This is a genomic window from Dokdonella fugitiva (assembly GCF_004342425.1).
Lineage (GTDB): Bacteria > Pseudomonadota > Gammaproteobacteria > Xanthomonadales > Rhodanobacteraceae > Dokdonella_A > Dokdonella_A fugitiva.
Map to the genome: position 1 here is coordinate 91590 of NZ_SLWQ01000007.1, position 22932 is coordinate 114521.

General features: G+C 71.0%; 21 protein-coding genes. 12 read left to right on the forward strand and 9 right to left on the reverse strand.

The annotated features are described in order from the left end of the window. Positions 1-8: 8 nt before the first annotated feature. Entirely contained in the window at positions 9-986 is a 978-nt protein-coding gene (locus EV148_RS12975; RefSeq protein WP_131998922.1) for a LysR substrate-binding domain-containing protein, read from the reverse strand. 117 nt (positions 987-1103) lie between these two features. Between EV148_RS12975 and EV148_RS12980 the strand changes: the two genes are divergently transcribed. Continuing rightward, positions 1104-1685, forward strand: a complete 582-nt coding sequence (locus tag EV148_RS12980; protein WP_131998925.1) for an FMN-dependent NADH-azoreductase — start codon at positions 1104-1106, stop codon at positions 1683-1685. Between the two features lie 21 nt (positions 1686-1706). Here the strand turns inward: EV148_RS12980 and EV148_RS12985 are convergent, their stop codons facing one another. Continuing rightward, entirely contained in the window at positions 1707-3305 is a 1599-nt protein-coding gene (locus EV148_RS12985) for a DHA2 family efflux MFS transporter permease subunit (RefSeq protein WP_131998927.1), read from the reverse strand. 70 nt (positions 3306-3375) lie between these two features. Between EV148_RS12985 and EV148_RS12990 the strand changes: the two genes are divergently transcribed. The 9 genes from EV148_RS12990 (at position 3376) to EV148_RS13030 (ending at position 15645) form a co-directional block, all read left to right on the forward strand. After that, positions 3376-3969 (forward strand): TetR/AcrR family transcriptional regulator, encoded by a 594-nt coding sequence (locus EV148_RS12990; RefSeq protein WP_131998929.1) that lies wholly within the window; start codon positions 3376-3378, stop codon positions 3967-3969. A gap of 88 nt (positions 3970-4057) precedes the next feature. Then, the gene (locus tag EV148_RS12995; protein ID WP_131998931.1) at positions 4058-5173 is read left to right on the forward strand and encodes an HlyD family secretion protein; all 1116 of its coding nucleotides are present in this window, start codon (positions 4058-4060) and stop codon (positions 5171-5173) included. 47 nt (positions 5174-5220) lie between these two features. Beyond that, a complete protein-coding gene (locus tag EV148_RS13000) occupies positions 5221-5916 on the forward strand; it encodes an SDR family oxidoreductase (protein WP_131998933.1) in 696 nt (231 codons plus the stop codon). Between the two features lie 87 nt (positions 5917-6003). Further along, positions 6004-7398, forward strand: a complete 1395-nt coding sequence (hemN, locus tag EV148_RS13005) for an oxygen-independent coproporphyrinogen III oxidase (RefSeq protein WP_131998935.1) — start codon at positions 6004-6006, stop codon at positions 7396-7398. Between the two features lie 29 nt (positions 7399-7427). Further along, positions 7428-8186 carry a helix-turn-helix domain-containing protein gene (locus EV148_RS13010; RefSeq protein ID WP_131998937.1) on the forward strand — a complete coding sequence of 253 codons (759 nt, stop codon included), beginning with the start codon at positions 7428-7430 and terminating at the stop codon, positions 8184-8186. A gap of 348 nt (positions 8187-8534) precedes the next feature. Continuing rightward, on the forward strand, positions 8535-10808 hold the full coding sequence (locus tag EV148_RS13015; protein ID WP_131998939.1) for a nitric-oxide reductase large subunit: 2274 nt from the start codon (positions 8535-8537) through the stop codon (positions 10806-10808). A 342-nt stretch (positions 10809-11150) separates the two neighbouring features. Then, a complete protein-coding gene (locus tag EV148_RS13020; RefSeq protein ID WP_131998941.1) occupies positions 11151-13088 on the forward strand; it encodes a pyridoxal phosphate-dependent decarboxylase family protein in 1938 nt (645 codons plus the stop codon). After that, a complete protein-coding gene (locus tag EV148_RS13025) occupies positions 13085-14170 on the forward strand; it encodes a PLP-dependent cysteine synthase family protein (protein ID WP_131998943.1) in 1086 nt (361 codons plus the stop codon). The genes EV148_RS13020 and EV148_RS13025 overlap by 4 nt, the downstream gene beginning before the upstream one ends. Further along, the gene (locus EV148_RS13030) at positions 14167-15645 is read left to right on the forward strand and encodes a UbiD family decarboxylase (RefSeq protein ID WP_131998945.1); all 1479 of its coding nucleotides are present in this window, start codon (positions 14167-14169) and stop codon (positions 15643-15645) included. Before EV148_RS13025 ends, EV148_RS13030 begins: the two co-directional genes overlap by 4 nt. A 119-nt stretch (positions 15646-15764) precedes the next feature. Here EV148_RS13030 and EV148_RS13035 read toward each other — a convergent pair whose 3' ends face one another. After that, positions 15765-16052: a hypothetical protein gene (locus EV148_RS13035; RefSeq protein WP_131998947.1), complete on the reverse strand. Its 288-nt coding sequence runs from the start codon at positions 16050-16052 to the stop codon at positions 15765-15767. Between the two features lie 200 nt (positions 16053-16252). Between EV148_RS13035 and ubiU the strand changes: the two genes are divergently transcribed. Together ubiU and EV148_RS13045 are read left to right on the forward strand one after the other, a co-directional pair. Next, positions 16253-17251, forward strand: a complete 999-nt coding sequence (ubiU, locus tag EV148_RS13040) for a ubiquinone anaerobic biosynthesis protein UbiU (protein WP_131998949.1) — start codon at positions 16253-16255, stop codon at positions 17249-17251. Between the two features lie 7 nt (positions 17252-17258). Next, positions 17259-18140, forward strand: coding sequence for a U32 family peptidase (locus EV148_RS13045; RefSeq protein ID WP_131998951.1), 882 nt, complete (start codon positions 17259-17261; stop codon positions 18138-18140). Between the two features lie 36 nt (positions 18141-18176). Here the strand turns inward: EV148_RS13045 and EV148_RS13050 are convergent, their stop codons facing one another. The 6 genes from EV148_RS13050 to EV148_RS13075 form a co-directional block, all read right to left on the reverse strand. After that, a complete protein-coding gene (locus EV148_RS13050; protein WP_131998953.1) occupies positions 18177-18722 on the reverse strand; it encodes a cytochrome b in 546 nt (181 codons plus the stop codon). Positions 18723-18742: 20 nt separating this feature from the next. Continuing rightward, positions 18743-19951, reverse strand: a complete 1209-nt coding sequence (locus tag EV148_RS13055) for a beta-ketoacyl synthase N-terminal-like domain-containing protein (protein ID WP_131998955.1) — start codon at positions 19949-19951, stop codon at positions 18743-18745. Then, a complete protein-coding gene (gene fabA / locus EV148_RS13060; protein WP_131998957.1) occupies positions 19951-20466 on the reverse strand; it encodes a 3-hydroxyacyl-[acyl-carrier-protein] dehydratase FabA in 516 nt (171 codons plus the stop codon). The genes EV148_RS13055 and fabA overlap by 1 nt, the downstream gene beginning before the upstream one ends. 98 nt (positions 20467-20564) lie before the next feature. Further along, positions 20565-21416, reverse strand: a complete 852-nt coding sequence (ubiT, locus tag EV148_RS13065) for a ubiquinone anaerobic biosynthesis accessory factor UbiT (protein ID WP_241988084.1) — start codon at positions 21414-21416, stop codon at positions 20565-20567. After that, complete coding sequence (locus EV148_RS13070) at positions 21413-22663, reverse strand: hypothetical protein (RefSeq protein WP_131998961.1); 1251 nt, start codon at positions 22661-22663, stop codon at positions 21413-21415. The genes ubiT and EV148_RS13070 overlap by 4 nt, the downstream gene beginning before the upstream one ends. Next, a complete protein-coding gene (locus tag EV148_RS13075) occupies positions 22660-22902 on the reverse strand; it encodes a DUF2249 domain-containing protein (protein ID WP_131998963.1) in 243 nt (80 codons plus the stop codon). Before EV148_RS13075 ends, EV148_RS13070 begins: the two co-directional genes overlap by 4 nt. Between the last annotated feature and the right edge of the window lie 30 nt (positions 22903-22932).

A 22932-nucleotide genomic window follows, 5' to 3' on the forward strand; every position in this document is an offset into this window, starting at 1 on the left:
CCCCGTCCTCAGCCCTCGGCCCTCGGCCCCTGCTTCTTCGGCTCACAACACTGCTCATGCTTGCGCTCCACCGCCGACGGCAGGCGCTCGGCAAGGAATTCGACCAGCGCGCGCACGCCGGGCAACTGGCCACGCCGGCTCGGGTAGACGAAATGCATGACGCCCTGCGGCATCGCCCAGTCCGGCAGCACGACTTCGAGTTCGCCCTTGACCACGGCGGGCGCGCAGACGAATTCGGGCAGGGTCGCGACCCCCTGCCCGCGCCGCGCCGCTTCGAACAGCAGCGCGAAATCGCCGCACACGACGCGCGCCTGCATCTCCACGCTCGCCTTCGCGCCGTCGGGTCCGTGCAGCTCGAGGATCTGCGCGCCGTCGTGTTCGAGCATCGACAACAGCGGCAGGCGCTCGAGGTCGTCGGGCTGCGCGGGCCTCCCGTTCCTGTCGAGGAACGCGGGCGTGGCGACCAGCAGCGCGCGCGAATGGCCGAACGTGCGCAGCACCAGCGAGGCGTCGGTGTCGAGCTTGTCGCGCACGCGGATCGCGAGGTCGAAACCCTCGCCGATCACGTCGACGCGGCGATTGCTCGACAGCACGCGCACCTGCACCTTCGGATACGCCTCGAGGAAATCCGGCAGCACATGGCCGATGATCGTCTGCACGAGCGCCACCGGGCAGCTCAGCCGCACGACGCCGCGCGGCTCCGCGCGAAGTTCGTCGACGACGTCCTGCGCCGCGCGCGCTTCCTCGAGCGCGGCGCGGCAGTGCGCGTAGAAGCGCTCGCCGATCTCGGTCACCGCGAAGCGGCGCGTGGTCCGCTGCAGCAGCCGCACGCCGAGGCGTTCCTCGAGTTGCGCGATGCGCTTGCTGAGCCGCGACTTCGGCGTGTTGAGCGCGCGCCCGGCCGCCGAGAAGCCCTTGTGTTCGACCACCGCCGCGAAGAAGCGCAAGTCGTTGAGGTCGTGCAGCGCGCCGTCGGCGGTCGTCATGATCGTTTCCCTGGGTGAACGAACCATCGCATTTTGGCGGACTTATCACGCGATTGTCCACGCCATATCGTTCCAGGCGTCGGAAGCACCGCTTCCCGCGGTCCAAGGATACCCGTCATGAAACTGCTCCATGTCGATTCCAGCGCCCTCGGCACCCATTCGGTCACGCGCGAACTCGGCCGCGCCCTGGTCGAATCGTGGACGCGCAACAACCCCGGTACCGAGGTCATCTACCACGACCTCGCCGCGCAGCCGCTGCCGCACTGGGCACCGGTCGCCGACGCGAGCGACCCCGCCGCGCGCGCAGGCAACGCGATGCTCGACGAGTTCCTCGCCGCCGACGTCGTCGTCATCGGCGCGCCGATGTACAACTTTTCGATCCCGAGCACCCTGAAGGCATGGATCGACCGCGTCGCCGTCGCCGGCAGGACGTTCCGCTACGGCGCGAACGGCCCCGAAGGCCTCGCCGGCGGCAAGCGCGTCATCATCGTCTCCGCGCGCGGCGGCATCTACAGCGAGGGCCCGGCCGAAGCGATGGACTTCCAGGAAGACTACCTGCGCAAGGTGTTCGGCTTCCTCGGCGTCACCGATATCGAAGTCGTGCGAGCCGAAGGCGTGAACCTGTCGCCCGAGAGCAAGCAGCGCGCGGTCGCCGCGGCGCACGAGGCGATCGCGGGCGGGTGCCGCCTCGCGGCGTGAGCCGCGCGCCCGGCGCGCCGTTCAGTGCGCGTCGGGCGGCGCCGCCGGCGCGACGCGCGGCGGCCGGCACAGCGGCACCAGCACGAGCGCGACGAGGAACATCCACGCCATCAGGCGGAATACGTCGTTGAACGCGAGCGTGAGCGAGGCGCGCGCGACCACGCGCGCGATCTCGCCCTGCGCTAAGAGCATGGCGTGCGCGGCGTCGCTGGTCACCGCGGCGAAGCGGCCGGCGAGCGCAGCGACGGTGTCCGGCGCGCTGCGCGCGGCCTCGCCGAGGCTTTCGCCGAAGCGCGCGACGTGGATGCGCGCTTCGTCCTGCAGCCAGGTGTTGACGACCGCGATGCCGATCGCACCGCCGAGGTTGCGCATGAGGTTGAACAGGCCCGATGCCGCGCGCAGTTCGGCGCCGGCGAAGCCACCGAGCGCGAGCGTCACGCTCGGCACGATGCACAGCATGATCGCGAGGCCACGCAATGCCTGCGGCAGCAGCAGCGCGCCGAAGCCCCACTCGGGCGTCATGTAGGACGCGAGCCACAGGCTCGCCGCGAACAGCGGCAGGCCGACTGCGATCATCGCGCGCGGATCGATGCGCTGCGACAGGCGCGCGGCGATGACCGTGCTCACGATCTGCGCGATGCCGGTCACGAACACGGTCGTGCCGATCTGCAGGCTGTCGTAGCCGCGCACGCGGCCGAGGAACAGCGGGATCAGGTAGGTCGAGGAGTAGAGGCCGAAGCCGACGACGAGGTTGAACAGGCAGGCGAACACGAACGTCGGCTCGCGGAACGGCGAAAGGCGAACGACCGGCGCGCGCGAGCGCAGCGAGCGCTCCAGGAACAGGCCGAAGCCGACCAGCGACAGCCATGCCGCGGTCGCGACGACCGGATCGTCGAGCCACTGGTAGCGCGGCCCTTCCTCGAGCGCGTATTCGAGCCCGCCGAGGAACGCCGCCATCGCGACGAGGTGCACGTAGTCGATGCGCCTCAGCATCGAAAGATCCGCCTTGTCGACGCGCACGAACAGCACGGTGAGCGCCGTCACCGCGATCCCGGGCACGATGTTCACGTAGAAGATCGAGCGCCAGCCGAATGCCTCGGTGAGCACGCCACCGACGGTCGGCCCGAGCGTCGGCGCGAGCACCGACACCATGCCGAGGATCGCCGGGATCAACGCACGCTCCTTGCCGTCGAACAGCGCGAAGCCGGTCGCGAAGACGGTCGGGATCATCGCGCCGCCGACGAAGCCCTGGATCACGCGGAACAGGGTCATCGACTCGATGTCCCACGCCGCGCCGCAGAGCGCGCTCGCGAGCGTGAACAGGCCGGCCGACAGCGCGAACAGCCAGCGCGTCGACAGCGCCTGCGCGAGGAAGGCCGAGAACGGAATCATCACGAGTTCGGCCATGAGGTAGCCGGTCTGCACCCAGCTGATCTCGTCGGGCCCGGCCGACAGGCCCGCCTGCACGTCGTTGAGCGAGGCGGCGACGATCTGGATGTCGATCAGCGCCATGAACTGGCCGAACGCCATCACGCCGAAGATGAGGAAGCGCTGCGCGAGCGGCAGCGAGGCCGGCGACGGTGGCGCGGCGGTCGGCGCGGACGTGGTCGAAGGGGTCATCGGGGTGGGCCTTGAAACGGAGTGGCGGCGATTATATGATGATCATCATATCAACGATCAAGGTGGCCCCATGCGCTACGACAGCGACCACAAGCGGAAGACGCGCGAGCGCGTGCTCGACGCGGCAGCCGGCGCGATCCGCGCGGCCGGCCCCGAGCGCGTCGGCGTCGCCGCGGTGATGGCCGAGGCCGGCCTCACCCACGGCGGCTTCTACGCGCACTTCGCCTCCAAGGACGAACTCGTCACGGCCGCGATCGGCCACATGTTCGAGGAAGCGCGCGAGCGCTTCGTGCGCGAAACCCAAGGCCTCGACGCCCGCACCGGCCTGCGCGCCTACATCGAGTTCTATCTGTCGAAGAAGCACCGCGACGCGCGCGGCAGCGGCTGCCCGATCGCCGCGCTGTCGTCGGACCTGCCGCGCCTGACCGACGAAACGCGCGGGGTCTATGCCGAAGGCGTACGCCATCTCGTCGCGCGCCTGGCGAAGATGCTCGAGGAACTCGAGCGCCCCGAGCCCGAGAGCGAAGCGCGCTCGCTCGTCGCCGAGCTCGTCGGCGCGCTCGCGCTCGCACGCGTCGAACCCGACGCGAAGCGGTCGGACGCGATCCTCGCCGCGTCGAAGCGCCAGCTGCAGCGGCGCTTCGGGCTCGCATCCCGCGCATGAGCACGTCTGGCGCCGCAATCGCGCGCCTCGTCGATGCGCCCGGCGCGCCGTACGCAAGTGCAACCTCCACCCTGCTGGTGATGGCCCCATGAGTACCGCTACGACCTCCCCGTCCCCGCGCCGCGCGCGCGGCCCGCTCCTCGCCGCGGCAATCGCCCTCGCGGTCGCGCTCGCCGGCGTGCTCTGGCTGTACGCGCCACGCCGCAGCGAATCGACCGACAACGCCTACCTGCAGGCCGACAGCTCGGTGGTCGCGCCGAAGGTGCGCGGCCTCGTCGCCGAAGTGCTCGTGCAACACGACCAGCGCGTGCGCAAGGGCGATCCGCTCATTCGCATCGACGCGGAGGAATTCGACGCGCGCGTCGCCGCCGCGCGCGCGAGCGTGCAGAACGCCGATGCCACGATCGCCGCGGCGCGCGCGGCGCTCACGACGCACGACGCCGAATTGCGCCTCGCCGCGTCGAACGTGCGCGCGGCGCAGACCTCGATCCGCTCGTCCGACGCGCAGCGCGCGCTCGCCGAGGCCGATCGGCGCCGCTACGACGACCTCGTGCGCAGCGGCGCGATCGCGCGTCGCGACGTCGACCAGTATCGCGCGGCCGAAGTCACCGCGCAGGCGAACGCCGAGCACAGCCGCGCGGCGCTCGCGGCCAGTCGCGACCAGGCCGCGGTGACCGATGCGCGTGGCGAGAGCCTGCGCGCGAACCTCGCCCAGGCCGAGGCCAATCGCGCGACCGCCCAGGCCGCGCTCGATCTCGCCCTGCAGGACCAGCGCAACGCGCTCGTGCGCGCACCGATCGACGGCGTCGTCGGTGACCGCCAGGTCGAAGCCGGCGACTACGTGCAACCGGGCTCGCGCCTCATGACCATCGTCCCGCTCGAGGCGCTCTACGTCGTCGCGAACTTCAAGGAGACGCAGACCGCGCGCATGATGGTCGGCCAGCGCGCGCGCGTCGCGGTCGACGCGTTGCCCGGCGAAACGCTCGCGGCCCGCATCGAGAGTTTCGCGCCGGGCTCCGGTTCGCAGTTCTCGCTGCTGCCATTCGAACCGGGCACCGGCAACTTCACCAAGATCGTGCAGCGCGTGCCCGTGCGCATCCGCTTCGATCCGGGCCAGCCCGCGCTCGCGCGCCTGCGCGCGGGATTGTCGAGCACGGTCACCGTCACGCTCGATGCGCCCGCCAACACGCAGGCCTCGCGCTGAGATCCCCGCGGCGCGCGTGCGCCGCATTCCACACCAAGGACATGCAGATGAAGATCCATGGCAGTACCGCATTCGTCACCGGCGCCAACCGCGGCCTCGGCCTCGCCTATGCGAAGGCACTCCTCGACGCCGGCGCGCGCAAGGTCTATGCGGCCGCGCGCGACCCCTCCACCGTCACGCTCGCCGGCGTCGTGCCGGTGCGCCTCGACGTCGGCGACGCGGCACGGGTCGCCGCCGCCGCGCGCGAATGCGCCGATGTCGATCTCGTCATCAACAACGCCGGCGTCATCGGCGGCACGCCGCTGCTCGCCGACGACGGCGAAGCGGCGCTGCGTCGCGTGCTCGATACCAACCTGCACGGCATGCACGGTGTCAGCCGCGCGTTCGCGCCGGTGCTCGGCCGCAACGGTGGTGGCGCGCTCGTCAACATGCTGTCCGCGCTCAGCTGGATCAGCCTGCCGCAGTCGGGCGCATATTCGGTCTCCAAGGCCGCCGCGTGGGCGCTCACCAATGGCCTGCGCCATGAACTGCGCGCGCAGGGCACGCTCGTCGTCGCCGTGCACGCGGGCTACATCGACACCGACATGGTGAAGAGCGTCGAGGCGCCGAAGGCGAAGCCCGAGGACATCGCCCGCGCGGTGCTCGCGGGGATCGAGGCCGGCGCGCCCGAAGTGCTCGCCGACGACACCGCACGCCACGTGAAGGCCGGTTTCGCCGCGACGCCGTCGATCTACCTCGGCTGAAACACCGCCGCGCGCCGCCTGCAGGCGACGGCGCGCGGCTTGATCGACGTCAAGGCGGCGCGGCGCGGATCGCGGATCATCGCCGCCATGAACCTGCATCCCGTTGCCGATACCTTCGATCGCGACCTCGTCGCCCGCTACGACGTCGGCGCGCCGCGCTACACCTCCTACCCGACCGCACCGCACTTCCGCGCCAGTTTCGGCGAGGCCGACCTGCTGCGTGCGATCAAGGCCTCCAACGGCGATCCGATCCCGCGCGACCTGTCGGCCTACGTGCACATCCCGTTCTGCCTGTCGCCGTGCTTCTACTGCGGCTGCGCGCGCATCATCACGCGCGACAAGGCGAAGGCGGCGTCGTACCTGCCGCGCCTGTACCGCGAGATCGAGCTCGTCGCGCCGCGGTTCGATCGCGACCGGCCGCTCGCCCAGTTGCACTTCGGCGGCGGCACGCCGAACTTCCTCGACGTCGAGCAGTTGCTCGAGCTGATCGAATCGCTCGGCCGCCACTTCTCCTTCAGCCGCGACGCCGGACGCGAATTCGGCATCGAGATCGACCCGCGCTTCTGCGACGAGGACTACGCGCGCCAGGTCGCCGCGGCCGGCATCAACCGCGTCTCGCTGGGCGTGCAGGACTTCGATCCCGACGTGCAGCGCGCGATCAACCGCATCCAGGGCATCGAGGAAACGGCCGCGGTGATGGCCGGCGCGCGCCGGGGCGGCGTGCGCTCGATCAACATCGACCTCATCTACGGCCTGCCGCGACAGACGCCCGACTCGTTCGCGCGCACGCTCGAACAGGTCGTCGCGCTGCGCCCCGAGCGCATCGCCGCCTACGGCTACGCGCACCTGCCGGAACGCTTCAAGGCACAGCGGCAGATCGACAAGTACGACCTGCCGGACGCGAACACGCGCCTGACGCTGCTGCAGCAGACGGTAGAGGCGCTGACCACGGCGGGCTACGTGCACATCGGCGTCGACCATTTCGCGCTGCCCGGCGACGACCTCGCCCAGGCGCTCGCCGCGGGCACGCTGCAGCGCAATTTCCAGGGCTACTCGACGCATGCCGCCTGCGACCTCGTCGGCTTCGGCATGAGCGCGATCAGCCACGTCGGCGACACCTTCAGCCAGAACGCGAAGGACCTCGTCGGCTACTACGCGATGCTCGACAACGGCCGCCTGCCGGTCGCGCGCGGCCTGCGCCTCGGCGACGACGACATCGTGCGCGCCGACCTCATCCAGCAGCTCATGTGCACGGGGGAGCTCGACGTCGCCGCGTTCGAGGCGCGCCACCTGGTCGATTTCCCGCGCTATTTCGCCGGCTCGCTCGCCCAGCTCGCACCGCTCGTCGACGACGGCCTCGTCGAATGCACGCCGGCGCGCATCTCGGTGACCGCGCGCGGCCGCTACCTGCTGCGCAACATCGCCCAATGCTTCGACGCCTACGCCGCGCATCCGCAAATCCGCTACTCTCGCGCGGTGTGAACGCACCGGCGTGGAGGACGCGTACCTCGATGGGCCAGGACCGCAGCGACGGCCGCATCGCCGCACCCAACCCGATCGCCGACGACGGCGACGAGTACCGCTTCTGCTCCACCTGCGCGTTCGGCGCGGTCTGCGTCGGGCGCGGCGTCGACAAGATCGCCTTGCACGACCTGCATTGCCTGGTCGAGCATGTCGGGCCGTATCGCGCCGGCGAGGCGATCTTCCGCACCGGCGATGCATTCACCGCGATCTACGCGGTGCGTTCCGGCACGGTGAAGACGCGTCTGGTCGACCTCGAAGGCCGCGAGCTCGTGCTCGGTTTCCACCTGCCGGGCGAGCTGATCGGCCTCAATGCGATCCACCCGGAAGCCTACCCGTGCGACGCGGTCGCGCTCGACACGGTCGAAGTGTGCCGCTTCTCGTTCCCCGCGCTGGCGACGCTCGCGACGCGCATCCCCGAGATCCAGCAGGAACTGTTCCGCCGGCTCAGCAAGGACATCGGCGACAACGCCCTGCTCGCGGGCGACTACTCCGCCGACGAACGGCTCGCCGCGTTCCTTGTCACCCTCGGCCAGCGTTACGCCGACCGCGGTTTCCCGGTCAATGCGCTGCACCTCGCGATGTCGCGCGGCGACATGGCCAACTACCTGCGCCTCGCCGCGGAAACGGTCAGCCGCGTGCTGCGCCGCTTCCAGGACCACGGCCTCATCCGCGTCGACGGCCGCGAAGTCGCGATCGTCAAGCCGGCCGAGTTGTACGCGCTCGCGCGACCGATCCTGCAACGCTGACCGCAAACTTCCGTCCGCGCTGAACGCAGCCCGCGAAGTGGGCGAAGTCGAAGCGCCCGCCGTCGAAGCCATGGTCCTTCGACTCCGTCTGCGCCCAGGGCGAACGGATGAACTCCCGCCGCAGCGCGGTGCAACGGCAGGAGCCCACCCCGTGGGCGACCGCAGCGGCGCGGTGCGCCGAGGCACGACGGTCGCGCACAGGGTGCGTTCCTGCAAGTGATATGCGCCGCGTTCGTGCGGGAGCGGCGGAAGCCGCAACGCCCGTCGCGATGATCGGATTGATCCATGTCAGGGCAGACCCCGTGCGCCGGCGCCACGATCGCGACGCCACCTATGAGGAGTGTTGCGATGTCCACGACGACCCGTCTATGGATCGCCCTCGGCAGCCTGCTCGGCGTCACGTTCGCCGTGCTGCTGTGGATGGGCCGCGAGATCTACCACCAGGCGCCACCCATGCCCGAGCGCGTCGCCACGCCGAGCGGCCAGGTGCTGTACACGCGCGCCGACATCGAAGCCGGCCGGCAGGTCTGGCAGAGCATCGGCGGCCAGCAGCTAGGCTCGATCTGGGGCCACGGCGCGCTGATCGCGCCTGACTGGAGCGCCGACTGGCTGCACCGTGAAGCCGACGAACTGCTCGGCCTGTGGGCCCGCCGTGACGACGGCGCCCTCTGGGCCTCGCTCGACGAAGGCCGCCAGGAAGCGCTCAAGGCGCGCCTGCGCAAGGAGCTGCGCAACAATACCTACGACGCGGCGAACGGCACGATCACCGTGTCCGACGATCGCGCGATCGCCGTCTCCAACGTCGCCGCGCACTACGAGAGCCTGTTCGGCAACGACCCCGCGACGGCGAAACTGCGCGAAACCTACGCGATGCGCGACGGCACGGTCGACACGATCGAACACCGCCGCCAGCTCACCGCATTCTTCTTCTGGAGCAGCTGGGCCGCCGTGACCACGCGCCCGGGCGCGGCGATGAGCTACACGAGCAACTGGCCGTACGACCCGATGGTCGGCAACACGCCGACCTCGAGTGCGTTCCTCTGGACCGTGTTCAGCGTGCTCTTCATGATCGCCGGCATCGGCCTGCTCGCCTGGCACTACGCGGTGTGGCATCGCAACGAGCCGCACCTCGCGCCACCCGCATCCGATCCGCTCGCGGGCCTCAAGGTCACGCCGTCGATGCGCGCGACCGCGAAATATTTCTGGGTCGTCATCGCGCTGTTCCTCACCCAGATCCTGCTCGGCGCGATCACCGCGCACTACCAGGTCGAGAAGGACTTCTACGGCATGGCGATCTCCGAAGCGCTGCCGTACTCGCTGTCCCGATCCTGGCACACCGAACTCGCCGTGCTGTGGATCGCGACCGCGTGGCTCGGCACCGGCCTCTACATCGCGCCGGCCGTGTCCGGCCACGAACCGAAGTTCCAGCGCCTCGGCGTCAACTTCCTCTGGTGCTGCCTGCTCGTCATCGTCGTCGGCGCGTTCGCCGGCCAATGGTTCGCGGTGATGCAGAAGCTCGGCCTCGCGAACAATTTCTGGTTCGGCCACCAGGGTTGGGAATACGTCGACCTCGGCCGCTTCTGGCAATTGTTCCTGTTCGTCGGGCTCGTGCTCTGGCTCGTGCTCATGGGCCGTGCGCTCTGGCCCGCGCTGCGCCGCAAGGACGATCTCGCCTCGATCGTCGGCCTGCTGTTCCTGTCGACGGTCGCGATCGCCGCGTTCTACGCCGCCGGGCTCATGTGGGGCGAGAAGACGCACATCGCGGTCGTCGAGTACTGGCGCTGGTGGGTCGTGCACCTGTGGGTCGAAGGCTTCTTCGAGGTGTTCGCGGTCGCGGTGATGTCGTTCCTGTTCGTCAAGCTCGGCCTCGTGCGCGCGCGCACCGCGACCGTCAACGTGCTGTTCGCGACGATCGTGTTCATGGCCGGCGGCGTGCTCGGCACGTTCCATCACCTCTACTTCGCCGGCACGACGACCGCGGTGATCGCGCTCGGCGCCTCGTTCTCCGCGCTCGAGGTCGTGCCGCTCGCGCTGATCGGCATGGAAGCGTACGAGACCTGGTCGCACGGCCGCGCGACGCCGTGGATGGCGCGCTACCGCTGGCCGATCATGTTCTTCCTCGCGGTGTCGTTCTGGAACCTCGTCGGCGCGGGCCTGTTCGGCTTCCTCATCAACACGCCGCTCGCGCTGTACTACATGCAGGGCCTCAACCTCACGCCGCTGCACGGCCACACCGCGCTGTTCGGCGTCTACGGCATGCTCGGCCTCGGCCTCATGCTGTTCTGCCTGCGCGGCCTCAGGCCCGACGTGGCGTGGAGCGAAGGACGCCTGCGCGGCGCATTCTGGTCACTCAACATCGGCCTCACGCTGATGGCCCTTCTCACCCTGCTGCCGCTCGGCGTGCTGCAACTGTCGGCCGCGCTCGACCACGGCTACTGGTTCGCGCGTTCGGAACACTTCATGGACCAGGCGATCGTGCACCTCCTGATCTGGCTGCGCATGCCCGGCGACACGATCTTCGCCGTCGGCGCGCTGCTGTTCGGCTGGTTCGTGCTGCGGCTATGGATCGCGCCGCGCAAGGCTCCGGCACGCATCGGCGAAGCGGTGCACGACCGCATCTGACGACGCCTGCACCGGACTTGCCCTTTGGGCGCGGCCGAGGCCGCGCCCTTCTTTCCGCGGTGCTCGATCTTCCCGGTCTCTCGGTACGCGGCGGGGGCATGTCGAAGGCGTCGACACCAGGCACCCAAATGTCGAAAAAGGGCATCTCATCGACATATGGGGCCCGACATGTCGATGCGGCACGACGTTTTGAACACGACGCGCCACGGATCCGGGCGGGGACCGCGCCGCATGGCGTGCTCGCCCTTCGCGGGAAACGGAGCCCTGGCGCACTTGACGCCGGTCAACGCGCCAAGCGCCGGCGCCGCGCATGCTCGCGTCGGACTTCCCGAAGCGACCGCCATGATCTCCGTGCACACTCCCGCGGCGTATCCGCACGACCGCGTGCTCGACGCCTGCTTCCTCGGTCCGTACGGCGAGAACGACGCGCTGCTCGAAAAGCTGCTGGTCGAGTTCCTGCGCGACCACGTCTACTGGCGGCGCAACTTCCATCCGGAGGATCCGCCGGCGATCGGCACCGGGGCCGCGCAGGATCCGGAATTCCTCGCGTTCGAGGCGCGCATGCGGCGCGAGCTGCACCAGCTGTCGGCGGCGCTGAAGCGCTCGGTGCCGTTCCACAGCCCGCGCTACATCGGCCACATGGCGTCGGACCTGCTGCTGCCCGGACTCGCCGCGCACATGCTCGCCCTGCCCTACAACCCGAACAACGTGAGCGAGGATTCGGCGCCGGTCACGATCGACATGGAGGTGCAGGTCGGCCTGCAGCTCGCGCGCATGCTCGGTTACGTCCACGACACGGCGCGACCGGACTGCGCGTTCGGCCATCTCACGTCGGGCGGCACCACCGCGAACGTGCAGGCGTTGCGCCTCGCGCTCGCGATGAAGGCGTTCCCGGTCGCGTTGCGGGCGGCCGGCGTGCCGGACATCGCCTTGCCCGACGACGACTGGCACGCGTTCAACCTGTCCTCGGCGGAGATCATCACGTTGCGCGAGGCGTGGCTGGCCTGGCTCGCGATGCGCGCGCCGGCCGAGCGCAGGCACTGGCATGCGCGGGTCGAGGCGCTGCGCATCGAGTCGCTCGGCCTCGCCGGCTTCCTCGCCGCGCATCCCGGGCTGCGCGTGCCGCGCGTGCTCGCGCCGATCACGGCGCACTATTCGTGGAGCAAGGGCGTGAAGCTGCTCGGCCTCGGCCGCGCCCAGCTCGACCTGCTGCCTACGCGCGGCATGCGGCTCGACGTCGATGCACTCGAGGAACGCCTCGAGCAATGTACGCGTGCGCACGAACCCGTGCTGATGACGGTCGCCGTGCTCGGCAGCACCGAGTACGGCACGATCGACCCGGTCGACGGCGTGCTTGCCGCGCGCGAGCGCAGCCGTGCGCGCGGGCTCGACTTCGCGGTGCACGTCGATGCGGCCTGGGGCGGCTATCTCGCGACCCTGTTCCGCAACGAGGATGGGTCGCTGCGTCCACAGGCGGACGTGGCCGACGACTTCAGCCATTTCCCCTCGCCCGCCCTGCACGCCGCGTTCGGCGCGCTCGGCGGCACCGACTCGGTCACGGTCGATCCGCACAAGCTCGGCTACCTGCCATTCGGCAGCGGCGCGTTCGTCTGCCGCGACCACCGTGCGATGGAGCTCCTCGCCGAACGCGCCGACTACGTGTTCCACGGCGACGCGGCGACGGACTACGCGACGCGCGCGCGCAGGCTCGGCCAGTTCGTCGTCGAAGGCTCCAAGTCCGGCGCGGCCGCGGCCGGCGTCTACGTCGCCCACAAGGTGCTGCCGCTCGATCATCGCCACTTCGGGCGCCTGTCGCGCGCGACCGTGCGCGCCGCCGAGGCGTTCCACGCGCGCGCGCTGCGCTTCACGGACGATGTCGCCGGCCACCTGCACGCGCGCATCCCGTTCGAACCGGACAGCAATCTTGTCTGCCTCGCGCTCAATCCCCGCGGCAACACCTCCCCGGCCGCGGCGAACGCGTTCATGCACCGGCTTTCCGCCGCGCTGCGCAGCGATCCGCAACGCCCGCTGCAGGCGGTGGAGTTCTTCGGCTCGACCACGACCCTGCGCCCCGACCTGCTCGGTGCAGCCGAGGCGACGCGCATCTTCCGTTCGCTCGGCCTCGAAGGGGCCGCGGACGAGCCGCTCGTGATCCTGCGCCACACGCTGATGAACCCGTACCTCGTCGACGACGAGAACGGGATCAGCTACATCGATCGCTATTTCGATTACCTCGTGCGCTGCACCGCGACGCTGCTCGCGACGGAGCGCGCGGCATGAACGGCGCGACAAGCGATGCCGGCCGCGACTGGGTGCACGGCGCGATCGATGCGCTCGAACGCGAGGCCGCGCGCTCGGCCGACACGCACCTCCTGAAGATCGACCTGCCCGGGTTCCCTGGCATCGACGTCTACTTCAAGGACGAGGCCGCGCATCCGACTGGCAGCCTCAAGCACCGCCTCGCGCGGTCGCTCTACCTGTACGCACTCTGCAACGGCCGCCTGCGCGAGGGCCAGGCGGTCGTCGATGCGTCGTCGGGCAGCACCGCGATCGCGGAAGCGTGGTTCGCGCGCCTGCTCGGCCTGTGCTTCACCGCGGTGATGCCCGCGTGCACCGCGCCGGCGAAGATCCGTGCGGTCGAAGCGCTCGGCGCCACCTGCGACCTCGTCGACGATCCCGCGACCGTGCGCACGCGCGCACGCGCGCACGCGGTGGCCGGCGCCTGCGACCTCGACCAGTTCGGACTCGCCGAACGCGCGACCGACTGGCGCGGCAACAACAACATCGCCGAGTCGATCCTCGGCCAGCTCGCGCGCGAGCCGCATCCGCGCCCGGCGTGGATCGTCTGCGGCGCCGGCACCGGCGGCACGTCGGCGACGATCGGCCGCTACCTGCGCTACCGTCGCCTGCCGACGCGCCTGTGCGTGGCCGAGCCGCTCGGCGGCGCATTCGCACGCGGCTGGCGCGCACATGACGCTGATGCATGCGCGACCCGGTCGACCGTCATCGAAGGCATCGGCCGGCCGCGCGTCGAGCCGGGCTTCCTGTTCGACATCGTCGACCGCGTCGTCGAGGTGCCGGACGCCGCGTCGATCGCCGCGATGCACCTGCTCGAGGCGCTGCTCGGCCGTCGCTACGGCGGCTCGTCGGGCACGAACTTCGTCGCCTGCCTGCGACTCGCCGCGGCGATGCGCGCGCGCGGCGAATGCGGCAGCATCGTGAGCCTGCTCTGCGACCGCGGCGAACGCTACGCCGAAACGCTGTTCGACCCCGGCTGGCTCGCCGCGCGCGCGCTCGACGCCGCGCCATGGCGCGCCGCCTTGCTCGCGTGCATCGACGACGGCGGCTGGCGCGAGCCGTGACGTTCCACGACCTGCGCTCGTTCCTCGCCGCGCTCGAACGCGAGCGCGACCTCGTGCGCGTCGCCGCGGCGGTGGACCCGTACCTCGAATCGACCGCGCTGTGCCTGCGCGCATTGCGCGACGACGGCCCGGCGCTGCTGATGGAACGACCACGCGGGTCGGGGCATGCGCTGCTCGGCAACCTGTTCGGCCATCGCCGCCGCATCGAGCGCGCACTCGGTGGCCGGCCGCTCGCGTCGCTGCGCGAACTCGGTCGCCTGCTCGCCGCGGTGAAGGAACCGCGCTGGCCGGCGAACCTGCGCGATGCGCTCGCGCAATGGCCCGAGTTCGCGCAGCTCGCGCACGTCGCGCCGCAGGCGGTGCGCGACGCGGCCTTCCTCGACGAGGTGCGCGAGGGCGGCGACGTCGATCTCGCGCGACTTCCGGTGCAACACTGCTGGCCCGGCGATGCCGGCCGCCTCGTCACGCTCGGCCTCGTCGTCACGCGCGGCACGCGACGGCGCCGGCAGAACGTCGCGATCTACCGCCAGCAGGTGATCGGGCCCAACCGTCTCATCATGCGCTGGCTGCCGCATCGCGGTGGCGCGCTCGATCACGCCGACTGGCGCGCCGCGCACCCCGGGCGGCCGTTCCCGCTGATCGTCGCGATCGGCGCGGACCCCGCCACCGTGCTCGCCGCGGTCGCGCCGGTGCCCGACACCTTGTCCGAATACGAGTTCGCCGGCCTGCTGCGCGGGCGCCGCACGCGCGTGTGGCACAGCGAACTCACCGGCCTCGACGCGCCGGCCGGTGCCGAGATCGTGCTCGAAGGCTTCGTCCACCCGGACGACACCGCACTGGAAGGGCCGTTCGGCGACCACACGGGCTACTACAACGCGCAGGACCACTTCCCGGTATTCACGATCGAGCGGATGCGCCTGCGCCGCGACGCGATCTACCACGGCAGCTACATGGGCCGCGCGCCGCACGACGAACCGTCGGTGCTCGCGCTCGCGCTCAGCGATGTGTTCGTGCCAATCCTGCAGACGGTGTTCCCCGAGATCGTCGACTTCCACCTGCCGCCGGAAGCGTGCTCGTACCGCATCGCGATCGTCTCGATCCGCAAGCAGTACGCAGGCCACGCGCGGCGCGTGATGATGGGCGTGTGGTCATACCTGCGCCAGTTCACCTACACCAAGTTCGTGATCGTCGTCGACGACGACATCGATGCACGCGACTGGTCGCAGGTGCTGTGGGCGATCGCGACGCGCGTCGATCCTGCACGCGACGCGTTGCTGGTCGGGAACACGCCGATCGACTACCTCGACTTCGCGAGTCCCGTCGCGGGGCTCGGTTCCAAGCTCGGCCTCGACGCGACGAACAAGTGGCCGGGGGAGACCACGCGCGAGTGGGGGCGGCCGATCGCGGCGGATGCGGAGGTGGAGCGGAGGGTGGAAGGATTGTGGGCGAAGCTGAGGGCTGGGAAGCAGGGATGAGGGTGAGGGCGAGGCGGTGCCGGGCGCGACGCTCGCCCTCGCGCGGGGGCCCGGCATGACCGCTGCGCTGCCGTGCGCCGGGGCGTGGCGGGCGCACGGGGTGCGCTCCTCCGTGTCCCTCAGCCCTCTCCCCCGAGCACCGCGCGCACCTCCCGCACCTGCGCCTGCAGCGCTTCGTAGGAACGCTGCCACTCGCCTTCGCGCGGCGTCGCGCGTTCGAAGCGCAGCAAGGCGGCGGCCGCTGCGTCGCGCTGCGCGCGCAGGCGCGCGATTTCGGCGAGGGCGGCCTCGTGTTCGTCGCGGCCGATGAAGTACACCTTGCGGTCGCGGCAGACGCCGATGCAGGTCTGCGGTGCTTCGATCTTGCCGCAACCGATGCATTGCCATGCCTGGATGTATTCGCTCATCTGCACTACCTCGCCGTTCGTGCGTCAGGGTGCGCCTGCACGGCGCGCCGCGCCTTGATCGGCGTCAGCTGCCCGCGCGCCGCACATCGGTGCGATGCACGCGTTCCACGTCCGCCAACGGCACGCCTTGACCCGCATCAAGGACGACGCCGGCGGGCCTGCGCACGATGCACGTGGTCCCTGTCGCAGCGAGTCCGTGCATGCAGCTCGTATGTCCCGCCGGCAACCTGCCGGCCCTCGAGGCCGCGGTCGATGCCGGCGCCGATGCGGTCTATGCAGGCCTGCGCGACCAGACCAATGCACGCGCATTCCCGGGCCTCAACTTCGGCGACGACGAACTGCGCGCCGGCATTTCCTACGCTCATGCGCACGGACGCAAGGTCTACCTCGCGCTCAACACCTACCCCGACAGCGCGCGGCTCGCGCACTGGTGCGGCGCGGTCGATCGCGCGGCCGCGCTCGGCTGCGATGCGATCATCGTCGCCGAACTGGCGGTGCTCGACTACGCGGCGCGCACGCATCCCGCGCTGCCACGCCATCTTTCGGTGCAGGCCTCGGCGACGAGCGCACCGGCGCTGCGCTACCTGCACGAGCGCTTCGGTATCGCACGCGCGGTGCTGCCGCGCGTGCTGTCGATCCAGCAGGTCGAACGCCTGTGCGAACGGAGCCCGGTGCCACTCGAAACCTTCGCGTTCGGAAGCCTCTGCATCATGGTCGAAGGCCGCTGCCAGCTCTCGAGCTACGTCACGGGCGCCTCGCCGAACCGGCATGGCGTCTGTTCGCCCGCGAACTTCGTGCGCTGGGAGGAGCACGCGGACGGCAGCCGCAGCGTGCGGCTTGCGCGCGTGCTGATCGATCGTTTCGCGGCGGATGAAGCGGCCGGCTATCCGACCGTCTGCAAGGGCCGCTTCGACGTGCGCGGCGAGGTGTTCCATGCGCTCGAGGAACCGACCAGCCTCAACACGCTCGAACTGCTGCCGCGACTCGCGCAGGCCGGCGTCGCTGCGCTGAAGATCGAGGGCCGCCAGCGCGGCGCCGCCTACGTCGCCTCGGTCACGCGCACCTGGCGCGACGCGCTCGACCGCTACGCCGCCGCACCGCACGACTGGCAGGTACGCGCGACGTGGCAGGCACAACTCGCGCGCCATGCGGAAGGGCACCAGACGACGCTCGGCCCGTATCATCGCCCATGGCATTGAGGACGCGATGAAGCTCAGTCTCGGTCCGCTGCAGTACTTCTGGCCGCGCGAACGCACGCTGGCGTTCTACCGCGCCGCGGCCACCTGGCCAGTCGACATCGTCCATCTCGGCGAAACCGTCTGCAGCAAGCGGCGCGAACTGCGCACGCGCGACTGGATCGCGCTCGCGGGCGAACTCGCCGCTGCGGGCAAGGAGGTCGTGCTGTCCTCGCTCGCGCTGGTCGAAGCGGAATCCGACCTCGCCGTGCTCGAACGGCTCGTCGCGGAGGGCGGCACGATGATCGAGGCGAATGATTTTTCCGCGGTGCAAGCCTGCGCGGAACGGAACGTGCCGTTCGTCGGCGGCCCCACGCTCAATGTCTACAACCACCGCGCACTCGCCCTGCTCGCGCTGGACGGCATGTGCCGCTGGGTGCCCGGCGTCGAGCAGGGCCATGCGCTGCTGCGCGAACTGCGCGAGGCGGCTTCGGCCGATGGCCTGGCGATGCCGCAACTGGAAGTCATCGCCTGGGGACGCCTGCCGCTCGCGTACTCGGCGCGCTGCTTCACCGCGCGCGCATTCGACCTGCCGAAGGACCGCTGCGGTTTCCGCTGCATCGACCATCCCGACGGCCTGCCGCTCGCGACGCGCGAGGGGACGCCGTTCCTGCGCATCAACGGCATCCAGGTGCAGGGCGAGGAGATCACCGACCTCGGCCCGGAGCTGCCGCGCCTGCGCGAGCTCGACGTCGGCGTCCTGCGCCTGTATCCGCAGGCCGATGGCATGGCCGAGGTCGTCGCGCATTTCGACGCCGCGCGCCGCTCTCCGGGTGCTCCGCCACCGATCGGCGCGCGCAACGGCTACTGGCATGGCGAAGCAGGCATGCGGCGCGAACACGCGCCGGCATGATCGATCGCCGCCTGCCGGCCGCCATGCGGGCTGCCGTCAGCGCGCGCGCCGCGGCAGCATGCGCAGCAGCGTGTCGTCGCGCAGCAGGTAGTGATGGTAGAGCGCGGCGGCCGCGTGCAGGCCGACGAGCCAGTAGCCGATCGTGCCTATCGTTTCGTGGACTTCCTCGACCGAGTGCGCGAACGCCTTGTCCGGCGCGACCAGCGCGGGCAGCTGCAGCCCGAAGAACGGGATCGGCTTGCCGCCGGCGCTGAGTGCGAGCCAGCCGAGCAGCGGCATCAGCACGAGGAAGGCGTACAGCAACACGTGCATGATGGAAGCGGCGAGCCGTTGCCAGGCGATCGCCGGCGGCGGCGGCGACGGCGTCGCGAGGCGGATCGCCATGCGCACGAACACGAGTCCGAACACGCTCAGGCCGAGCATGAAGTGCCAGGTCTTCATCGCATCGCGCGCGGCGCTGCCCTTGGGATAGATGCCGCGCAGTTCGATGCACGCGTACACCGCGACCAGCAGTGCGAGCATCAGCCAGTGCATCGCGATCGACAGCGTGCCGTAGCGGTCGGTGCGGGCGTTCGTGGCCATCGGTCCTCCTCTCGATCGCGCTACACGCGCGTGAACACCAGGCTCGCATTGGTGCCGCCGAAACCGAAGCTGTTCGACATGACCGAACGCAACGGCGCCTCGCGGCTCTCGCGCAGGACCGGGAAGCCCTGCGCGCGCGGGTCCAGTTCGTCGATGTTCGCCGAACCCGCCATGAAGCCTTCGCGCAACATGATGAGGCTGTAGATCGCCTCGTGCACGCTCGCCGCGCCGAGCGAATGGCCGCTCAGCGCCTTGGTCGAGGACAGCGGTGGCACGTCGGCGCCGAACGCGGCCCGCAACGCATCCAGTTCGACGATGTCGCCAAGCGGCGTCGCGGTGCCGTGCGTGTTGACGTAGTCGATCGGTGCACGTGCGGCGGCGAGCGCCATGCGCATGCAGCGCGCCGCGCCCTCACCGGACGGCGCGACCATGTCGGTACCGTCGGAGGTCACGCCGTAGCCGACCAGTTCGGCGTGGATGCGTGCACCGCGCGCCTTCGCGTGCTCGTAGTCCTCGAGCACGAGCATGCCGCCGCCGGCGGCGATGACGAAGCCGTCGCGGCCGGCGTCGTACGGCCGCGAAGCGGCATGCGGCGCTTCGTTCCAGGCGCTCGACAGCGCGCCCATCGCGTCGAACTGCGCGGTCATGCCCCAATGCAGCTCCTCGCCGCCGCCGGCGAACACGATGTCCTGCGCGCCGTGCCGGATCAGGTCGGCCGCGGCGCCGATGCAGTGCGCCGAGGTCGCGCACGCCGCCGAGATCGAATAGCTCACGCCGAGGATGCCGAACGCGGTGGCGAGCGTCGCCGATACGGTGGAACACATCGTGCGCGGCACCATGTACGGCCCGACGCGGCGCACGCCTTTCGTGCGCACGAGGTCGCCCGTCTCGATCTGCCATTGCGCCGAGCCGCCGCCGGAGCCGGCGACGACGCCGACGCGCGGGTGGCGGATGCGCTCGAGCGCGAGCCCGGCGTCGGCGATCGCGTCGCGCATCGCGATCCAGGCGTAGGCCGCGGCATCGCCCATGAAGCGGCGCGCCTTGCGCTCGATCGTTGCGTCGAGGTCGATGTCCGGCGCGCCGGCGACCTGGCTGCGCAAGCCGAGCTCGGCGTAGGCGGGCATCGCGCGCAGGCCGCTCACGCCGTCGCGCAGCGCGCGCGCGACGTCGGCCGCGGCGTGACCGAGCGACGAGACGATGCCCATGCCGGTGACGACGACGCGGCGCATCAGAATCCCTCCGTCGACGTGAACAGGCCCACGCGCAGGTCCCTGGCGACGTAGATGAGGCGATCGTCGACGTAGGTGCGGCCGTCGGCGACGACCATGCGCAGGCGCCCGCGCACGAGTCGCGTGACGTCGATGACGTAGCGCACGAGGCGCGCCTGGCGCAGCACCTGGCCGGTGAACCGCACCTCGCCGACGCCGAGCGCACGACCGCGCCCCGGTTCGCCGAGCCACGGCAGGAAGAAGCCGGCGAGTTGCCACATCGCGTCGAGGCCGAGGCAACCGGGCATGACCGGATCACCTTCGAAATGGCAGCCGAAGAACCAGAGGTCGGGGTGGATGTCGAGTTCGGCTTCGAGGCAACCCTTGCCGTGCGTGCCACCGTGCTCGTCGATCGCGGTCACGCGATCGAACATCAGCATCGGCGGCGCCGGCAGGCGCGCGTTGCCGGCGCCGAACAGCTCGCCTCGCGCGCAGGAGAGCAGTTGCTCGTGGTCGAACGTGGACGGTCGTGACATGGACGGCGGGCCGGCAGGGGAACCGTCCGCGAGTCTCCCGGCTCGCGCGCGTCGCCACCTTGATGCAGATCAAGCGCGCCCGTGCCGTGGCGCCTGCGTCACCGGGCTTCCATGCGATGCGCGGCGCGCGCGGCCCGCGCGAGGCGCGCGCCCCGATCGAGCGCGATGCGCAGGCCGAGCGGCACGCCCTCCCACGGCAGGCGATCGAGCAGGTTGCGCGCGGTGAGGCCGAGTTCGGTGTCGCCGGTGACGACGAGCCGGCGCTGGAAGAACAGCGTGTCGGCGTCCTCCAGGCGACTGGCCAGCAGCAACAGGTCGGTCGCGCTGCCGCGCACGCTCGCCTCGGCGGGCACGTCGGTCGTGCGCAGGTGCCCGTCGTGCAGTTCGATGACCCAGGCGAGGCCGAGGTCGGCGACTTCCACGCCGAGTCTACGGCCGCGCATGAAGTCGAACGCACCCTCGCGCAGCGGCACTTGCAACACGCGCGCCATCGCCGCCTCGAGCGCACGCCGTGACCAGCTGCGCGGCAACAGTCGCAGCAGTGGCGCAATGCGCGCCGGTGGCGGCAGCACGCGCAGCAGGCGATCGGTACCGGGGCTGGCGGCGGTGGCGAGGTCCATGGGCAGCATCATGGGCACGGGCGCCTGCCGTGCGCCTTGATCCAGGTCAGCCGACATGCCTTGCGCGCGTCGCGCGTCGGCGATCGCGAGGTCGAGCACGCCGCGTGCGGTCGTCGCAGGCACCGCGAGGCGACGCGCGAGGGCCTGTGCGCGCGCCTGCACGCGCGCTTCTCGCGCGGCATCGGCGGCTGCGCGTCCGCTGCACCGCTTGATGCGCGCCACGCCGCGGACGAGGCGCGCGCGTGCGGCGAGCAGCACGATCAGGCCGTCGTCGGCGAGATCGATCGCGCCACGCAGGGCACCGAGTGCGAGCGCGTGGCGTCGCTTCACGCGTCCACGCCGGCAAGGAAGCGCGTGCCGCGACGGCGCACCTGCCACAACGTCCATCCGAGCAGCGCGTGTGCAACGACGACGGCGAAACCCGCCACGCACACGAGATGCGGCGACGGCCAGCATACGGCCGCCGGCAGCAATGTCGCGGCGACGAGGAACGTGGCGAACACGCGCCATTTGTCGGCGGGCGGCATCAGGCGCTGCACCGGCGGCAGGCGGATGCCGCGCGCGCAGCGCCGATGGAGGTCGAGCCAGCCGAGGAACGCGACGATCTCGAGTTGCATGCCGACGGCGAAGAACGGCAGCGCGACGGCAATCGCGAGCACGCCCGCCAACACGCCCTCGCCGGCCGCGAGCGCGACTGCGGCGGCGACCAGCGCGATCGCGCCGGCACGCCAGCCCGCACGCAGCGGTGCATTGCGTGCATGCGGCGAGGTCACCTGCAGGGACAGCACGCCGAACGCGAACGCGATCGCGGCGACGACGAGCACGAGGCGCAGCGGCGCATCGTCCGCCCGCGTCATCCGCGCAGCTGCCGCCAGCGGCAAGGCGATCGCGATGCCGCCGAGCCACATCGCCAGCGCGCGCGCCGGCAGGACCGCCGCGCCCTGGAACATCGGCATCACGACCCGGCCGACCGCGGCGATGCTGAGCAGCAGCCAGCCGAGCACGCCCGTTGAAGCATGCACGTCGGCCATGGCGGGCAGCGGCCACGGCAGGACGACGTGCCCCGCCAGCACGAGCGCGAGGCCGGCGCCCAGCGTTGCCGCGGCCGTCGCGGCGACGAGCGCGAGGCCGAGGCCGTTGCGCAGCAGTCGCTGCCCGCGTGCGGCGAACAATCCCGGCGCCGCCATCGCAGCGAACAGGACGAACGCGCCCAGCAGCACGATCGACGCCGGCGCGAACAGCGCGTTCGATGCGCCATGCAATGCGGCGACGAGCAGCAGCGCGCCGGCATTGAGCAGTACGTGCAGCGACCGCGCCGCGTGCCGCCCGCCGCGCACGCGTACGCCCGCGGCTGCCGGCAGGAACTGCAGGAGGCTGCCGCACAGCAGGTTGCCGAACACGCCGAGCGTGAACGCATGCGTCGCAGCGAGCAAGGCCGGATGCCAGCGCGTCGTGACGACGGCCGGCCCGGCCGCCATCAGCAGTGCGCCCGCCAGCATGCCCCAGGGCGGCGTGGCGAGCAGGAAGCGGCGCGGCAGGTCCACCGCGGGCGCGGCATCGAGCGCGAGCCGCGTCATGCGCGCGGCCGCCCGATGCGCACGCGCGCACCGCCTTCCGGCAACGCCTCCGCGTCGGCCTCGAGGCCGCGCTCGACGAGCACGGCGAGCAGCGGATACGGCAGCAGCGGCGTCAGCACCGACACGCATGCGCCCGGTGCCAGCGCGTCGGCCGCTTCGAGCGCTCGCAGCAACGGCTCCGGCGCGGCGAGGTCGCGCAGGTCGAGTTCGGGCATGTTCGCGGCGCCGGGCACGCTCATGCACGCATCCCAGCGCAGGCTGGATCGCGT

Coding starts and splice junctions, on each gene's coding strand:
- EV148_RS12975 (WP_131998922.1), bottom strand. CDS start 986: ATGACGACCGCCGACGGCGCGCTGCACGACCTCAACGACTTGCGCTTC.
- EV148_RS12980 (WP_131998925.1), top strand. CDS start 1,104: ATGAAACTGCTCCATGTCGATTCCAGCGCCCTCGGCACCCATTCGGTC.
- EV148_RS12985 (WP_131998927.1), bottom strand. CDS start 3,305: ATGACCCCTTCGACCACGTCCGCGCCGACCGCCGCGCCACCGTCGCCG.
- EV148_RS12990 (WP_131998929.1), top strand. CDS start 3,376: ATGCGCTACGACAGCGACCACAAGCGGAAGACGCGCGAGCGCGTGCTC.
- EV148_RS12995 (WP_131998931.1), top strand. CDS start 4,058: ATGAGTACCGCTACGACCTCCCCGTCCCCGCGCCGCGCGCGCGGCCCG.
- EV148_RS13000 (WP_131998933.1), top strand. CDS start 5,221: ATGAAGATCCATGGCAGTACCGCATTCGTCACCGGCGCCAACCGCGGC.
- hemN (WP_131998935.1), top strand. CDS start 6,004: ATGAACCTGCATCCCGTTGCCGATACCTTCGATCGCGACCTCGTCGCC.
- EV148_RS13010 (WP_131998937.1), top strand. CDS start 7,428: ATGGGCCAGGACCGCAGCGACGGCCGCATCGCCGCACCCAACCCGATC.
- EV148_RS13015 (WP_131998939.1), top strand. CDS start 8,535: ATGTCCACGACGACCCGTCTATGGATCGCCCTCGGCAGCCTGCTCGGC.
- EV148_RS13020 (WP_131998941.1), top strand. CDS start 11,151: ATGATCTCCGTGCACACTCCCGCGGCGTATCCGCACGACCGCGTGCTC.
- EV148_RS13025 (WP_131998943.1), top strand. CDS start 13,085: ATGAACGGCGCGACAAGCGATGCCGGCCGCGACTGGGTGCACGGCGCG.
- EV148_RS13035 (WP_131998947.1), bottom strand. CDS start 16,052: ATGAGCGAATACATCCAGGCATGGCAATGCATCGGTTGCGGCAAGATC.
- ubiU (WP_131998949.1), top strand. CDS start 16,253: ATGCAGCTCGTATGTCCCGCCGGCAACCTGCCGGCCCTCGAGGCCGCG.
- EV148_RS13045 (WP_131998951.1), top strand. CDS start 17,259: ATGAAGCTCAGTCTCGGTCCGCTGCAGTACTTCTGGCCGCGCGAACGC.
- EV148_RS13050 (WP_131998953.1), bottom strand. CDS start 18,722: ATGGCCACGAACGCCCGCACCGACCGCTACGGCACGCTGTCGATCGCG.
- EV148_RS13055 (WP_131998955.1), bottom strand. CDS start 19,951: ATGCGCCGCGTCGTCGTCACCGGCATGGGCATCGTCTCGTCGCTCGGT.
- fabA (WP_131998957.1), bottom strand. CDS start 20,466: ATGTCACGACCGTCCACGTTCGACCACGAGCAACTGCTCTCCTGCGCG.
- EV148_RS13070 (WP_131998961.1), bottom strand. CDS start 22,663: ATGACGCGGCTCGCGCTCGATGCCGCGCCCGCGGTGGACCTGCCGCGC.
- EV148_RS13075 (WP_131998963.1), bottom strand. CDS start 22,902: ATGAGCGTGCCCGGCGCCGCGAACATGCCCGAACTCGACCTGCGCGAC.